Source organism: Viridibacillus sp. KH_047, from assembly GCF_057838945.1.
In genome coordinates, this window is the sequence record NZ_CM174479.1 from 164,876 (window position 1) to 180,664 (window position 15,789).

Here is a 15,789-nt window from a genome sequence, read left to right on the forward strand (position 1 = left end):
TATGGGAAAAGGAGAAAAAAGATGGAGGTATCATTATGTACGGAGTAATTAATTTTGAGGTATTTTTAATTACAGGAATTTTATTAAATTTAATTCCGGGTGCAGATACTATGTATATAGTAGGGAGAAGTATTGCTCAAGGGCGAAATGCAGGTGTATATTCTGTTTTAGGTATTTGTAGTGGATCATTAATCCATACGTTGTTAGTTGCTTTTGGTTTATCAATCATACTTGCAAAATCACTTATTCTATTTAATATTATTAAAATAGTCGGTGTAATTTATTTAGTCTATCTAGGTATTAAAATGTTACTTGATAAAACAAATTTAAGCTTAAATTCTTCAGGGTCTAATAAACAAAACAAAAGAAAAATATATATACAAGGGCTTTTGACGAGTCTAACAAATCCTAAAGTTGCTTTATTTTTCATCGCGTTTCTTCCGCAATTTATTGATACAAAGGCTGCTGGTCCTATACCATTTATCATTTTAGGACTCACATTTACATTCACTGGTTTAGTATGGTGTCTATTTATTGCTTACTTTTCTTCATTTATTTCCCGAAAAATAAGAGACAGCGAAAGAATGGGGACGTATTTGAACAAAATCACAGGCATAATCTTTATCGGAATGGGTTTGAAATTGCTTCAGACAAAGGCCCCTCAATAAATTTATTGCCAATTATTAAAAGCATCCATTTCAAAATGGGTGCTTTTTTAGCGGATAGCGAGAAATATAAAATGAAAACAATTGAGATTTCCCTTGATTAATTAATTTAATAATCGTTAAAAAGTAAGAATCCACTTCGATTAATTTTGAAGTGGATTTATTTTAGTTATATTGCTTAATATTTTTTATCTCTAAAACATAAATTATAATATTTCGAAAACTAATCAGATTAAGTACAAGGCATACGCCAATTTATAAGCTTATTAGAAAATGAACCTAAAATCGAGTCTACGGCTATTCAAACAGTAGGATCTAAAGGGTATGATGGTTTTGTTATTAGTGTTGTAAAATAAGTGCATTGTACATGGATTATCTGGATTTTGGACGATTAATGGATTTTTGCGAAATCTATTCTTTAATGGTTATCATCCAATTCCTCATGGTTTGCTTTTCGAGGGAACCAGTCGAGTTGGTAATGGGATATCTAACTAAATAAAAATAGAATACAAATTAAGGCGACATTTCTTCATATTGAAGAAAATGTCGCCTTTAGATTTGCAATTATTATCTATCTTACATTTTAAATTTGTTAACCAAATCCTGCAATTCAACTGCAAGATTAGACAACGATTTTGTAGAAGATGAGACTTCTTGCATCGCTGCTAATTGTTCTTCGGTTGTTGCAGCTACTCTTTGAGAATGCTCAGAAGCTTCTTTTGTAGCATGTGAATTATTGACGACGGTAGCAGCAACTTCTTGAGCACTAGCGGACATTTCCTCTACAGTAGCAGCCATATCAGTTACTTTTTCTTTCATGTTTTCTAGCTCACCGACGATTTCCTTAAAGCTTATATCGGTTTTGCTGACAATATTTAGTCCATCTTGTACTTCAACTTTAACATGGTTCATGGACTCTGTTGAGCGAGACATGTTAAGTTGGATATCTTTTATTAAATTTGAAATTTGCTTAGAAGATTTTTGGGATTGTTCCGCAAGTTTTCGAACTTCCTCTGCAACGACGGCGAATCCTTTTCCATGTTCGCCAGCACGTGCGGCTTCGATAGCGGCGTTTAACGCAAGTAAATTTGTTTGATCGGCGATATCAGTAATTACTTTAGAAATTTCGCCAATCTCATTTGAGCTTGAATCAAGTAATCGCAGCACATCGCCGCTTTCATTAACTTTTTGATTGATTGAGTTAATTTGTTTTACTGTTTGTTCAACGTAAAGATTGCCTTGTTGCGCTTGAGTCATAATCATTGCACCAACCTCAGAAACATCTGCAGCATTTTCGGCTAGATTTTGAATGGCTAAAGTTACTTCTTCAAGTGATTGTGCACTTTCTTGTAGGCTGTTAGTGCTTTCTTCTGAGCCGTTTGCGATAAGCTGAATTGAATTTGTTATTTCTTCTGTTGCTTTGCTTGTTTCATCTGCGATAGCCGTTAATTGTTCTGATGATGATGCCACATGTTCTGTTGACTGATTGATTTGGCTGAGAAGGTCTTTCATAGTGGATTTCATAGTGTTAAAATCATTCGTCAGTAAACCAATCTCGTCATTTGTAGTGACTTCCAAATCGTCCCCAGAAAAATCACCAGAAGCTGTTCGGTTGAGTTCATGGCTAATTTGAATAACTGGCTTCGTTAACCTTCTAGAGAAAAAGTAGGCGGCGATAATTCCCAGAATTACAGATAAACCTCCAATAATGCCAGTTGTGATTGCCACTTTTGAGGCACCTTTATTAAATTCCTTTTCAAATGATTTGGCGGCTACTGTCCATCCCCAATTAGGTTCTTTCTCGGTATAGGCTATATTGCCTTCAATTTTATTGGTTTTTGAATTCATCCATTTGTAAGTAAAATAACCGCCTTTTTCTCCAGTCTCTAAAAGTTCTTTCCCGATGAATACACCATCTTCTGTTTCTGTATTCATGAGTTCGGCACCTTCGTTTCGAGGATCCATCACGTTAACGGCATTCTCGTCAACGGCATAAACAAAACCGTTATCTCTAATTGTATATTCATCTTTAATTGGCCGTATATTGTCGGCATCTTTTTTTCCGAATAATTCAACCCTTAATTGTTCTTGAGCCTCTTCAAGTGTCAGATTTCCTGCTTCAACTTCCTGATTTAATACTGAAATCATAGCAATAACCAAATGTGTACTTTGCTTTAATTCCTCTTTACCAGAAGCAGTTAGTTCCTTTTTTGAAGTAGAGTATGTACTGATCCCGATAATTGTTGTAGGAATAATCAATAGAAGCGTGCAAAGTATTATTAATTTTCTTTTAAGTGATATTTTGATTTTTTTCATTATTCATCTCCGGGGATATTTTTTATTTTTTTACTACCTATATTGAGTTAATTCTTCCTATTATTAAGCGCAATATAGGTATCATCTGTATCGACATTTTTTCTTAATTGTTAATTAATTTTACGGATATAAATAGATATGAAATAAATGGAAATGGATAATTAACTTCAGCAATTGTCTGTACAGAGCAATGTTGCAAATATAAATTTTAGTATGTCTGCGAAAGCGAGGAATAATCAATTAAAAATAGCGCAAACTAACCTTACTGACATATAAAAGGAGGATTTTAATTGAGTAAAATTTTACAACTATCTATGGTGGTACTGCTTATGGGTTCTTTAGCTGCATGTGGGACGAGTAAGACTTCAAATGAAACGGCCACAAATGAAACAGTTAAAGAGGAAACAACGAACAAAGGAAATGAAACGGTTAAGGAAGAGGAAACAACAACAGAAAAAGCACCAACTAAGAATGAACATAAAATAGAATTGGCAGATGATGTTGCAGACAAAATTGTTGCTGAGATGAAGGAAGTAAAAAAAGCGCATGTTTTTGTAACTAATAAAAATGCTTATGTTGCAGTTACGCTAAAAGAGGGCGTAAATGGTGATAAAGCTCTTGAGGATAAGATTGCAGAGCATGTAAGAGCTGAAAATGCGCATTTCAAAAATGTATATGTGTCGTTGAATCCGGATTTTGTTAAAGAAATGACTCAATACGGAGAGAAAATTAGAGCGAATGAGCCAGTTGAAGGGTTTTATGAAGAATTTACTAATACGCTAAAAAGAGTATTCCCTAATGCTCATTAAGTATAACTGTAAGGAAGTAATTTAACGGATCACAAGTACTTAAAGCTTGTTTTGATGTTTCTATTCAAAACAAGCTTTTTCTTTTTGCAAAATAAAAATCGACAACCTTTTATTACAGGGATTGTTAATAAAGTTTAGTGCATGGCAATAATCTAAAAACCAATCTGTTGACAACGTAAAAAATCTCTGTTAAATTTATCTTAAATTCAAGATAAATGAATTCGAGATAAATACATTCTTCGAAAGGAGAAAAATATGATGCAAATAAATAATAATCTTAAAGCACTGACAGTATTGCTTCGAGCAACACAGTCTGTTCAAGATGTTGTGAGAAAAGACATGCAACAGTATGGTTTAAATCAAACCGAATTTGCAGTCTTGGAATTGCTTTATCATAAGGGTGAACAGCCTATACAACATATTGGTAAGAAAATTTTAATTGCAAGTAGCAGTATTACTTATGTTGTAGATAAATTAGAGAAGAAAGAGTTAGTACGACGAAGAGCTTGCCCTGATGATCGCCGAGTAACGTATGCATCGATTACTGAATTAGGAAAAATATTCATGGATAATACATTCCCTAAGCATGAGAAGAAAGTCAATGCTATCTTTGAAGAACTATCCGACCCGGAATTAGAAGTTTTTATCGATTATCTTAAGAGAATTGGCCATCACGCAAAGGATATATAAATTTTTTTAACCATATATCTCGAAATCGAGATATATTGAGTAGATAAACTAAATATAATTATGGAGGAATATAATATGAACCATTTAAAAGGAATTCACCACGTAACAGCTATCACAAGTAGTGCAGAAAAAAACTACGAATTTTTCACATATGTTCTAGGAATGCGTTTAGTGAAAAAAACAGTTAACCAAGACGATATTCAAACGTATCATTTATTTTTTGCAGATGATAAAGGGAGCGCGGGAACGGATATGACATTCTTTGATTTCCCTGGCATACCTAAAGGGGTACATGGTACAAATGAAATTTCAAAAACATCATTCCGTGTTCCAAGTGATACAGCATTAGATTATTGGGTAAAACGCTTTGATCGATTAGAAGTAGCACATACTGGTATCATTGAACAATTTGGCAAAAAGACTCTTTCTTTTGTGGATTTTGACGATCAGCGCTACCAACTAATTTCGGATGAGAACAATGAGGGAGTAGCTAGTGGTACACCATGGCAAGATGGGCCTGTTCCTTTAGAATATGCAATTACAGGATTAGGACCAATCTTTATCCGCATTGCTAATTTTGATTACTTCAAAGAAATGATGGAAAAAGTATTGGCGTTTAAAGAAATTGCTCAAGAAGGATCATTCCATTTGTTTGAAGTTGGTGAGGGAGGTAACGGTGCACAAGTTGTCGTGGAGTACAATGCGATTCTTCCTCAAGCGCAGCAAGGCTATGGATCAGTTCATCACACTGCATTCCGCGTAGAAGACCGCTCTGTTCTAGAAGAATGGATTCATCGTATGGAAGGTTTCGGATTTAATACATCAGGCTACGTTAATCGTCATTTCTTCGAGTCATTATATGTAAGAGTTGCACCAGGAATTTTATTTGAGTTTGCAACAGATGGACCTGGCTTTATGGGTGATGAACCTTATGAAACACTAGGAGAAAAGTTATCATTACCTCCATTTTTAGAACCGAAACGTGAGCAAATCGAAAAACTAGTTCGTCCAATTGATACAGTAAGAAGCACAAAAGATTTTATTAAAGAGTAATATAACGGCAAGAATTTATTTTATGAGGTGAAAGAATTGGGTTTTATTAATAAGTTGTTTGGAAAAGCTACTAAAAATACAGATGAAAATTTAGGAGGAAACGAAATGTTGAAAATAGGTATTGTTTTAGGAAGCACACGTGAAGGTCGAGTAAGTCCACAAGTAGGAGAATGGGTGAAAGGTCTTGCTGATCAACGTGGAGATGCAGAATATGAAATCATTGATATCGCAGATTTTAAATTACCGTTTTTAGGAGATCCAAATGGTGATACTCAAGGAATTAGCGGTTGGTCGGAGAAAATTAATGGTTGTGATGGATTCGTATTTATCGTGCAAGAATACAATCACAGTATTACAGGCGCATTAAAAAATGCATTAGATTTACTACGTGCTGAGTGGAATAACAAAGCAGCAGGTATCGTAAGTTATGGTTCAGTAGGCGGGGCGCGAGCAGCAGAACATTTACGCGGAATTCTTGGGGAATTATTAGTTGCAGATGTTCGTGTACATCCTGCATTATCATTATTTACTGATTTTGAGAACGGTAGTGTTTTCAAACCAGCCGACGTTCAAGCGGCATCTGTTAACGATATGCTAGACCAAGTCGTTGCTTGGAGTGGCGCATTAAAACCTTTACGTAAATAAAAGAAATGATAGCAGTAAAAGGAGGGAATAAAAAATTCCCTCTTTTTTTAACAACTAAGGTCAATCGAATGATAAGTTCAATTACTTGATATTTTATCACTTGCGTAGTAAAGTGATAACAAGAACAACGATTCGGAGGAAAACATATGCGTAATAATACAATGGGGTCATTAATCTGGCTGCGTTTAATGCGTTTTACGAATCAAAGTAATCAATTGTCGAATGACTTTTTAAAACGTTTTGATTTAACAACTGCTCAATTTGATGTACTAATGCAAATTCGTATATATCAGCCCCTTACACAAAGTGAATTAGCTGAGAAGGTAACAGTTACGCAAGGTGGTATTTCGCGTATGCTAGCACGGCTTGAAAAAGAAAATTACATTGTACGTAAACAAGATTGGAAAACAAAAACAATTAACCTGACTGCGAAAGCAGAAGCTATTTTAGATCAAGCAATGCCAGAGCAATTAGCATTTCAAACTTCTTTTTTTGATGATGTACTAAACGAAGAAGAACAAAAAACTCTATATAAATTAATGACACGGGTTCATAAGTATAGCCAAAAAAGAGAATTACCGCCTGAGTAATTTTTTTTGCACTATCATTTGACTAGTCAAGTTAAGAGGGGGAACAACTATGCATACAATTTCTGGACATCATCATATTTCGATGATTACAAAAAACGCTCAATTAAATAATCAATTTTATCAAAAAGTATTAGGGCTACGTAGGGTGAAGAAGACGGTTAATCAGGATGACCCCAGTATGTATCATCTTTTTTACGGAGATTTAACAGGTAGTGCTGGAACGGAGTTATCGTTCTTTGAAATGCCTATTGCAGGAAGAACAGTTCGCGGTACAAATGCAATTACACAAATTGGTTTACTTGTTCCATCATTTGGAAGTCTTGAGTATTGGCAAAGACGCTTTGAGTTATTAGATGTAAAGCATGGAGAAATTACAAGGTATGCCGGTAGAGATGCGTTACATTTCGAAGACTTTGAAGGCTTACGAATGATTCTAATAAATAATAATGGCGAAGAAGTTCCTGCACAATGGTCAGAGTGGCAAGATTCTATCGTCGAGCCAAAGCATCGAATTTTAGGGATGGGTACAGTAGAAATAACGGTACGATACTTAGAACGTTTAGCGAAAACTTTAAAGGATATGTTTGGCTACGTAGAAGTAACGCGTTCAGAAACAGAAGCAATATTCCAATCTAAGGCTGGACAGTCATTTGGAGAGATTGTTATTAAACAACAGGAAGGGCCAAGTGAAAAACCAGGTAGAGGGAGCATTCATCATCTAGCGATACGTGCAAAAGACGAAAATGAGTTGCGCTATTGGGATAAAGTTATAAAAGAACGCGGATTCCAGTCAACAGGGGTTGTAGACCGTTTCTATTTCCAAAGCTTATACTTCCGCGAATCAAATGGAATTTTAATTGAAATTGCGACAGATGGTCCTGGTTTCACTGCAGATTCAACTGTAGAAGAGCTTGGGGAGAAATTAGATTTACCACCGTTTTTAGAAGAAAAACGTTCAGAAATAGAAGCAAAGTTAGTACCACTTGATTAAAAGGAGCGAATGAAATTGGAACAATATCGTATTGATAAAGATAAAGGGATTGAATTTGGTTTATATTCGATTGGGGATCATTTAATGAACCCTCATACAGGTACTTTGATAAGTGCTGAACAACGGATTCATGAATTGATTGAAGCAAGTAAACTAGCTGATGAAGCTGGACTTGATGTATTTGCAGTGGGTGAAAGTCATCAACAGCATTTTACAACACAAGCACATACCGTTATTTTAGGTGCGATTGCTCAAGCAACAAAAAACATTAAGATTGCTAGTTCTGCAACAGTATTAAGTACTTCTGATCCTGTACGTGTATATGAAGACTTTGCCACACTAGATTTAATTTCAAAAGGGCGAGCAGAAATTGTTGCGGGTCGTGGTTCACGTGTTGGAGCATATAGTTTGCTAGGATATGATGTGCGTGATTATGAAGAATTATTTGAAGAAAAAATGGAGCTTCTATTGAAGTTAAACAATGAAGATAAAGTAACGTGGGAAGGACAGTTCCGTGCACCGCTAAAAAGTGCTTCCATTTTACCTCAACCTGAGGGCGGACATATGCCGATTTGGCGTGCAGTAGGTGGACCACCTGCTAGTGCAATTAAAGCTGGATATGCTGGTGTACCAATGATGCTTACAACACTTGGTGGTCCTGCTATTAATTTTAAAGTTTCTGTTGATGCGTATAGAGAAGCAGCTGAGCGTAGTGGTTTTGATTCTGCGACGTTACCAATTGCGACAACAAGTCTTTTTTACACAGCTGAAACTACTCAGGATGCACTTCGCGAGTACTATCCACACGCTAATTCAGGCATGCTTGCTTTACGTGGTGGAGGCTATCCAAAACAACAGTTTGCTCAATCGACTGATTATCGTGACGCATTAATGATTGGTAGCCCGCAACAAATTATTGAAAAAATGCTCTATCAATATGAATTGTTTGGGCAGCAACGTTTTATGGCACAAATAGATTTTGGTGGCGTACCATTTGATAAAATTGCGAAGAACATTGAACTTATTGCAACGGAAATATTACCTGCTGTTAAGAAATATACAGCCAAAAAATAAGGGGCGTATAAGATGAAAATTGTAGGAATCGCAGGCTCTAATGTAGGGTCAAAAACAAGAACAGCTATGGATTATACACTTAAAATAGTTAGAGAAAAATATCCAGATGCAGAAGTAACATTAGTAGATCTTGCTGAATATGAAATGGTCTTTAGTGATGGAAGAAATTATTGGGACTACGAAGGGGATACAAAATATGTAACGGAAACAATAATGGCAGCAGATGCAATTATTATTGGTACACCGACATTCCAAGCGTCTATCCCAGCTACATTAAAAAATATCTTTGACTTGGTACCAGTTAATGCTTTCCGAGATAAAGTGGTAAGTATGCTTGTAACAGCGGGCACAGCAAAGCATTACTTAATGTTGGAACAGCAGTTAAAACCAATATTAGCTTATATGAAAGCACATATCGTCCAAACATATGTATTTATAGAAGAAAAAGATTTCCACAGAAAAGAAATTGTGAATGATGATGTCCTTTTCCGTATCGAGCGTTTAGTAGATGACACAGTACAGCTTGTGGATGCATACGCAGAAATTCGTAAAGCAAAAGATGCAGAATACGATTTTTAATAAAGCCAGTTGTATATTAAATTAACGTACTTTAAATAAAATAATAAATTTTCTAAAATCCCCTATAAAACATTAAGTGTTTTATAGGGGATTTCTTTTTTGGAAAGAGAATTTTCATTTGTAATGTATGATGGATAGTGATGCAAAGGATACAAAGAAACTTTTAGAAGCAGGAGGAATTTGCTGTCTCACTTACTACCAGTCAAATTATTGTTAGTTTTTAGAAATAAAATATATAATGAAGGTAGAATAAGGAGGTTTTTTATTTTGCAAAATTTCACTTTTTGGAATCCTACGAAACTAATTTTTGGACAGGGACAGTTAGAGCAGTTAAAAACTGAGGTTCCAAAATTCGGTAAAAAGGTATTGGTTGTTTATGGCGGCGGAAGTATTAAGCGTAATGGCCTATATAACAATGTAATGAATATATTAAATGAAATCGGTGCAGAGGTTTTTGAGCTATCTGGAGTAGAACCAAACCCTCGACTTTCAACAGCTAGAAAAGGAATTGAAATTTGTAAAGCTGAAAACATTGACTTCATTTTAGCAGTCGGTGGCGGAAGTGTAATTGATTGTACGAAGCTTATTGCTGCAGGTGCAAAATATGACGGAGATGCTTGGGATTTAGTAATTAAAAAAGCATTTGCAAAAGAAGCACTTCCATTCGGAACGGTATTAACACTTGCTGCAACAGGATCTGAAATGAACGCTGGTTCTGTTATTACGAATTGGGAAACAAACGAAAAATATGGTTGGGGAAGTGCTGTAACATTCCCACAATTTTCAATTTTAGATCCAGTTAATACGTATACTGTTCCGAAAGATCAAACGATTTACGGAATGGTAGATATGATGTCACATGTGTTAGAACATTATTTCCATCTTGAAGAAAATACTCTTTTCCAAGATCGTATGTGTGAATCATTACTGTTAACTGTTATCGAGACTGCGCCGAAGCTGTTAAATGACCTTGAAAATTATGAGTATCGTTCTACGATTTTATATAACGGTACTATGGCGTTAAATGGTATTTTAAATATGGGCTATCGTGGAGACTGGGCTTCTCATAATCTTGAGCATGCTGTTTCTGCGGTTTATGATATTCCTCATGGTGGTGGACTTGCGATTATCTTCCCACATTGGATGGAACATAATTTAAAAGTCAAACCATCACGCTTTAAACAGTTAGCTGTAAGAGTATTTGGTGTTGATCCTGAAGGGAAAACTGATGAAGAAGCAGGATTAGAAGGCATTCAAAAACTTCGCGAATTCTGGAACAGCATCGGCGCCCCATCACGACTAGCTGATTATGATATTGATGATAGCAAGCTAGAAGTTATGGCAGACAAAGCGATGATTTATGGTGAATTCGGTAATTTTACAAAACTGAATAAAGAAGATGTAATGGATATTTATCGCGCGTCATTGTAATGATAGAAAATTAGATTTTATATTGAGCCATTGAGGGAATTAATTCTCAATGGCTCTTTTTTTATTTTTTCGCATAATAGAAGAACGGTTAAAACATTTTTAAACTTACTTACGAAGAATACTAACTTAATATATAATAATGGATACCAAAATAATAGACAGATGATTCCAAAGATTATGTAATCCTATTTGGAACATTGTCAAAAGCAAAAGGAGATACAGGGATGCAGAGAGAATCACGTGCAAAAACCGCTTTATTAATCACATTTGTGGTCATCGCTTGGGGAATGTGTTGGCCGATATACAAAATGGCTCTAAATTATACACCGCCTTTGTTATATGCAGGAATGCGTACATTATTTGGTGGTATTCTATTAGCAGGAATATTATTACCACAATGGCGCAAAATTGAATGGAAAAGGAATTGGAAAGTTTATGTGATAGTTGGCTTGTTGAATACCGTTATATTTAATGGTGTTCAAACAGTCGGTCTACAATACTTACCATCAGGTTTATATTCCGTTATTGTTTATTTACAACCAGTGTTAGTACCAATTTTAGCTTGGATGTGGCTAAATGAATCATTATCTGCCATTAAAGTAGTGGGGCTTGTTATAGGTTTCTTAGGAGTAGCTGCGGTGTCGTTGGATGGTTTTACAGGTAATGTATCATTATTCGGTATTATGTTAGCGCTTATTACAGGTATTGGCTGGGCAGTTGGCGTTGTTTATGTGAAAAAAACAAGTTCACAAGTACATGGGTTATGGCTTGTCGCAATTCAAAGTATCATTGGAGGAACAATCTTAAGTATGAGTGGTATAGCAACAGAACATGTTTCAGATATAACATGGAATATTAGTTATATTAGTTGTTTATTATTTGGAGCAGTTATCGCAGTCCCAGGTGCTACGGCTGCATATTTCTATTTAATGAGTTCTGGTGAATCAAGCAAAGTAGCTTCTTTTACATTCTTAGTACCGTTAATTGCAGTTGTCATTGGTACACTGTTCTTAAATGAACCATTTACATATTCATTATTGTTAGGATTAGTATTGATTTTAATAAGTATTTATTTAATTAATCGTCCAGAAGCAGGTTTTTCTTTTGTACGACGAGTAGAGCATAAGCATTTATAAGTGTGGTTTTAATTAATATAGCAAACATAACCTCAAATTGCGGATACTTAGTAATCCCTTTTTGAGGTTTTTATATGGAATTAAATAACCAAATATAATAGGGACATATGTCCTTTCCAAAATAAGTGTAAATGTTTTTTAATAGAGAGAACAATTTGAATGGGGGAGTCAAATATGCGAGGAGTTCTCTTTGCGTTTTTAGGTGGAGCCTTTATTACGCTACAAGGTGTAGCTAATGCGCGGATTAGTCAAGATATTGGTACTTGGCAAACTGCGACAATAACGCAATTAACAGGATTTATCATGGCTTTGTTGATCTTCCTCTTTGTCCGAGATGGAAGTCTGCAAATGTTCAAGAAAGTGAAACCTTTCTATTTGGTTGGTGGAGCGTTTGCAGCCATAATTATTTTCAGTAATATTTCTGCGATTCATAGAATTGGTGTTACGTTAACTATATCAGCCGTACTCATTGCCCAGCTTGGTTTAACTTTTATTATTGATATTAAAGGTTGGTTTGGTGTGGTAAAGCAGCAGATGAAGTTACCACAATTTATTGGTATTGGAATGATGGTAGTGGGAGTAATTATTTTAGGTTTATGAGGAACGTTTAGATTGACTAAGATGAAAGTCTAGGAGGTGGAAGCGAATCATGAAGAAAATAGAGAATCGTGAGCAACTCAATAACTATTTAAAAGAGTATCAATTAGAGTACATATTCAATAAATCTTTAATAGAACATTTAGCGTTGTATAGCTTCGACCAAGGTGAAGATATTTGTTCACAGGGAGATTCATCGCAATACCTTTATATACTTGTAAAAGGGAAGGTCAAAATTTTCACTAGCTCTTCGGAAGGTAGAAAATTAATACTTTCTTTTAAGACACCACTCTATCTAATTGGCGATATTGAATACGTTCAAGATATAGATATTATTAATACAGTTGAAGCTGTTTCACCTGTTATTATGATTGGTATTCAATATCAATGCCTAAAAAAATATGGGAGTGAATATACGCCGTTACTGCGATTTTTACTCGAAACTATCTCAAAGAAATTTTATATAAAATCCAACTTTTTAAGTTTTAATTTGTTATATCCAGTAGAAGTCAGATTAGCTAGTTATTTATTGTCCATTTCTTTTTATGATTCTGATGCACATAATGATAGTGGATTAAGTACAAATCGGTTAAGGGATGTAGCAGATTTAATCGGAACGAGTTATAGACATCTCAATCGGGTTATCCAACAATTATGCGCAGAAGGGCTAATTGAACGTACGAAGGAGTCAATCATCGTGATAAATCGTGACGCATTGAGTACGCTTGCCAATCACAATATTTATGAATGAATCAAATATAGAAGGGAGTAGTACCTATGATTGTAGGATTAATATTAGCGCTTGTGGCAGGTTCATTAGTTGGTTTGCAAAATATTTTTAATAGCAAAGTGAATGAACATACAGGTTCTTGGGCTTCAACGACATTGGTGTTAGGAATGGGGTTTTTAGCATCACTAACGATGGGACTAATTGTTGAAGGTGGCAACTTATTTAATTTACAAAACATGCAGCTATGGTATTGGTTCAGCGGGTTAATAGGTGTCGGAGTTGTTACCTGCATTTTGAATGGAATCAAATTGCTTGGTCCGACATACGCGATTTCAATTGTACTAACATCACAACTTAGCTTTGCAGTATTATGGGACTCACTAGGTTGGTTAGGTCTAGAGCAAGTTCCTTTTACATTCCAGCAGTTACTAGGCGTTCTAGTCATAGCTGGTGGTATAATTGTCTATAAATTTGGTGGCAGAACAGTAGGGACGGGGGAACAAATTTGAAAAAATATCAGACATTATTATTTGATGTAGATGATACGTTATTAGACTTCGGGGCAGCGGAGAAAGAGGCATTATACTTACTTTTTAAAGATCAAAACTTACCTTTAACGAAAGAGATTGAAGAGCGATATAAAGAAATAAATCAAGGTCTTTGGAGTGCTTTTGAAAATGGCGAAATTGATCGTGATGAGGTAGTAAACACGCGCTTTGCTCTTCTATTCAAAGAATACGGTAAAGAAGTAGATGGAGCCTTATTAGAAAGAAATTATCGAATTCATTTAGAAGAAGGACATCAGCTTATAGAGGGAGCCTTGGAATTAATCACAGGCCTACAAGACAAATATAATTTATATATAGTGACTAACGGCGTTTCCAAAACACAGGACAAACGCCTAAGAGCTTCAGGATTACATACACTATTTAAGGATATTTTCGTTTCAGAAGATACAGGTTTTCAAAAGCCGATGAAGGAATACTTTGGTTATGTCTTTGCACGAATTCCAAACTTGATGAAGGAAAATACTTTAATTATCGGGGATTCTCTAAGTTCGGATATTAAAGGTGGACAGCTAGCAAATATTGATACATGTTGGTTTAATCCACATATGAAGTTAAATAACACTGAAATTATGCCAACGTTTCAGATTCAAAGGCTTGATGAGTTATATCAAATACTAGATAGTAAATAAAAAAACGGCAGTGTAATTACTGTTATTAGAACGTTCGAAAATGCAGCCTTAAAGCTGTAAAATCGGGCGTTTTTATTAGCATAAAAATGGGGATGAAAGAGGATTATAGAGGAGAGAATAAATGATAATTCTTTTTGGTGAAAACGGGAATTGAAGGAATGCTTGTAAATCTGAAAGGACTATGACAGTATATAAGCATGCAAGCTATAACTTATATAATTTTAGTATGTCCAGCTCGTAATAGCTATTTTTACTGAGCACTATAAATCCTTTTAGGAGGAAATGGACCAAAGCGAACGGAGGAAAAAACACGATGTTAGATTTACCAAATTGCCCGAAATGTAATTCAGAATACACTTATGAGGATGGAAGTCTTTTTGTCTGCCCAGAATGTGCACATGAATGGACTTTAGAATCTGAAGAGAGTGAAGATACAAAAGTCATCAAGGATGCTAATGGAAACGTCTTAAACGATGGTGATTCGGTTACTGTTATTAAAGACCTTAAAGTAAAAGGTAGCTCTTCTGTTTTGAAAATAGGGACAAAAGTAAAGAGCATTCGCTTAGTTGAAGGCGATCATAATATTGATTGTAAAATTGATGGTTTTGGAGCAATGAAATTAAAATCGGAATTCGTTAAAAAGATTTAATATCAGATTGATTATAGGAGAATTCATTTTGAGTAGTAATTTATCAAAATGAGTTCTTTTTTATTTCACTGAGTTAAATAATTATAAAAGACAACAAATGCAGGTATAGCTATGGTAAGGGCCCACTACTTATTAGCACCAGCATAACTCGTCCTTTATTCGTTGTCTTTTACGGAGATTATCCATTTTTAACTCAATTGTAGGAAGACTTATCAGCAATATGGACACGTTCCCTCTTATTTTTAAATTTTGGGCTTACCAAAATGATCTTGCGGATTCTTTACTAGAACCAAATCATGAGCATTTCGTAAAGAGGGACGCTTATGATTATGAAACTATAGAATCAGCTCATATCAAATTAATCTACATGATATTCGATAAACTCAAAAAAGTCAGGAGTTCGTATTTCTTGCAAATAACTTAATTTCTCTAGGATTTTCATACTGATCTCTTGTTCCAAATCTTCTCGCTCTTGCATACGGGTGTTAATCAAACTTTTCTTAATAGCAGGTCTAAAGATTTCTAGTAAGCGCTCTAGGTCTTTGTTTTCTACTTCATGCAAGATTTGGTTTTCCATCATGTTCCCCCATTTCTCTCTAAAATCTATCTAAAGGGCATTGAAAAAAATATAATATT

The 15,789-nt window shown here is 35.0% G+C and carries 18 protein-coding genes and 1 pseudogene; 17 read left to right on the forward strand and 2 right to left on the reverse strand.

Features of this window, described 5'->3' with window-relative positions; translation table 11 throughout:
• The first annotated feature begins 35 nt into the window (after nt 1-35).
• Both AC3IS5_RS00895 and AC3IS5_RS00900 read left to right on the forward strand, forming a co-directional pair.
• Nucleotides 36-668, forward strand: coding sequence for a LysE family translocator (locus AC3IS5_RS00895; protein WP_489426169.1), 633 nt, complete (start codon nt 36-38; stop codon nt 666-668).
• Between the two features lie 233 nt (nt 669-901).
• A pseudogene (locus AC3IS5_RS00900) lies at nt 902-1,021 on the forward strand (methyltransferase); the annotation flags it as partial.
• 220 nt (nt 1,022-1,241) lie between these two features.
• Here the strand turns inward: AC3IS5_RS00900 and AC3IS5_RS00905 are convergent.
• A complete protein-coding gene (locus AC3IS5_RS00905) occupies nt 1,242-2,981 on the reverse strand; it encodes a methyl-accepting chemotaxis protein (RefSeq protein WP_489426170.1) in 1,740 nt (579 codons plus the stop codon).
• A gap of 290 nt (nt 2,982-3,271) precedes the next feature.
• On the opposite strand from AC3IS5_RS00905, the gene AC3IS5_RS00910 reads away from it, so the two are divergent.
• From AC3IS5_RS00910 to AC3IS5_RS00980, 15 genes are all read left to right on the forward strand, one after another.
• Nucleotides 3,272-3,790 (forward strand): YhcN/YlaJ family sporulation lipoprotein, encoded by a 519-nt coding sequence (locus tag AC3IS5_RS00910; protein ID WP_489426171.1) that lies wholly within the window; start codon nt 3,272-3,274, stop codon nt 3,788-3,790.
• A 255-nt stretch (nt 3,791-4,045) separates the two neighbouring features.
• Nucleotides 4,046-4,480, forward strand: coding sequence for a MarR family winged helix-turn-helix transcriptional regulator (locus AC3IS5_RS00915; protein ID WP_489426172.1), 435 nt, complete (start codon nt 4,046-4,048; stop codon nt 4,478-4,480).
• Nucleotides 4,481-4,555: 75 nt separating this feature from the next.
• The gene (locus tag AC3IS5_RS00920) at nt 4,556-5,533 is read left to right on the forward strand and encodes a ring-cleaving dioxygenase (protein ID WP_489426173.1); all 978 of its coding nucleotides are present in this window, start codon (nt 4,556-4,558) and stop codon (nt 5,531-5,533) included.
• Nucleotides 5,534-5,638: 105 nt separating this feature from the next.
• The gene (locus tag AC3IS5_RS00925) at nt 5,639-6,178 is read left to right on the forward strand and encodes an NADPH-dependent FMN reductase (RefSeq protein WP_489426174.1); all 540 of its coding nucleotides are present in this window, start codon (nt 5,639-5,641) and stop codon (nt 6,176-6,178) included.
• A 146-nt stretch (nt 6,179-6,324) separates the two neighbouring features.
• Entirely contained in the window at nt 6,325-6,768 is a 444-nt protein-coding gene (locus tag AC3IS5_RS00930) for a MarR family winged helix-turn-helix transcriptional regulator (RefSeq protein ID WP_489426175.1), read from the forward strand.
• A gap of 49 nt (nt 6,769-6,817) precedes the next feature.
• Entirely contained in the window at nt 6,818-7,759 is a 942-nt protein-coding gene (locus AC3IS5_RS00935; RefSeq protein WP_489426176.1) for a ring-cleaving dioxygenase, read from the forward strand.
• Nucleotides 7,760-7,774: 15 nt separating this feature from the next.
• On the forward strand, nt 7,775-8,833 hold the full coding sequence (locus tag AC3IS5_RS00940; protein WP_489426177.1) for an LLM class flavin-dependent oxidoreductase: 1,059 nt from the start codon (nt 7,775-7,777) through the stop codon (nt 8,831-8,833).
• A gap of 12 nt (nt 8,834-8,845) precedes the next feature.
• Nucleotides 8,846-9,412, forward strand: a complete 567-nt coding sequence (locus tag AC3IS5_RS00945) for an NADPH-dependent FMN reductase (protein ID WP_489426178.1) — start codon at nt 8,846-8,848, stop codon at nt 9,410-9,412.
• Between the two features lie 267 nt (nt 9,413-9,679).
• Nucleotides 9,680-10,843, forward strand: coding sequence for an iron-containing alcohol dehydrogenase (locus tag AC3IS5_RS00950; protein WP_489426179.1), 1,164 nt, complete (start codon nt 9,680-9,682; stop codon nt 10,841-10,843).
• A 224-nt stretch (nt 10,844-11,067) separates the two neighbouring features.
• Nucleotides 11,068-11,979: a DMT family transporter gene (locus AC3IS5_RS00955; RefSeq protein WP_489426180.1), complete on the forward strand. Its 912-nt coding sequence runs from the start codon at nt 11,068-11,070 to the stop codon at nt 11,977-11,979.
• A gap of 174 nt (nt 11,980-12,153) precedes the next feature.
• On the forward strand, nt 12,154-12,579 hold the full coding sequence (locus AC3IS5_RS00960; protein WP_489426181.1) for a DMT family transporter: 426 nt from the start codon (nt 12,154-12,156) through the stop codon (nt 12,577-12,579).
• Between the two features lie 49 nt (nt 12,580-12,628).
• A complete protein-coding gene (locus AC3IS5_RS00965; RefSeq protein WP_489426182.1) occupies nt 12,629-13,327 on the forward strand; it encodes a Crp/Fnr family transcriptional regulator in 699 nt (232 codons plus the stop codon).
• 26 nt (nt 13,328-13,353) lie between these two features.
• Nucleotides 13,354-13,815, forward strand: coding sequence for a DMT family transporter (locus AC3IS5_RS00970; RefSeq protein WP_489426183.1), 462 nt, complete (start codon nt 13,354-13,356; stop codon nt 13,813-13,815).
• Complete coding sequence (locus AC3IS5_RS00975; RefSeq protein ID WP_489426184.1) at nt 13,812-14,504, forward strand: YjjG family noncanonical pyrimidine nucleotidase; 693 nt, start codon at nt 13,812-13,814, stop codon at nt 14,502-14,504. The genes AC3IS5_RS00970 and AC3IS5_RS00975 overlap by 4 nt, the downstream gene beginning before the upstream one ends.
• A 313-nt stretch (nt 14,505-14,817) precedes the next feature.
• The gene (locus AC3IS5_RS00980) at nt 14,818-15,153 is read left to right on the forward strand and encodes a zinc ribbon domain-containing protein YjdM (RefSeq protein ID WP_076034731.1); all 336 of its coding nucleotides are present in this window, start codon (nt 14,818-14,820) and stop codon (nt 15,151-15,153) included.
• 358 nt (nt 15,154-15,511) lie between these two features.
• Here the strand turns inward: AC3IS5_RS00980 and AC3IS5_RS00985 are convergent, their stop codons facing one another.
• A complete protein-coding gene (locus AC3IS5_RS00985; RefSeq protein WP_489426185.1) occupies nt 15,512-15,730 on the reverse strand; it encodes a helix-turn-helix domain-containing protein in 219 nt (72 codons plus the stop codon).
• Nucleotides 15,731-15,789 lie beyond the last annotated feature (59 nt).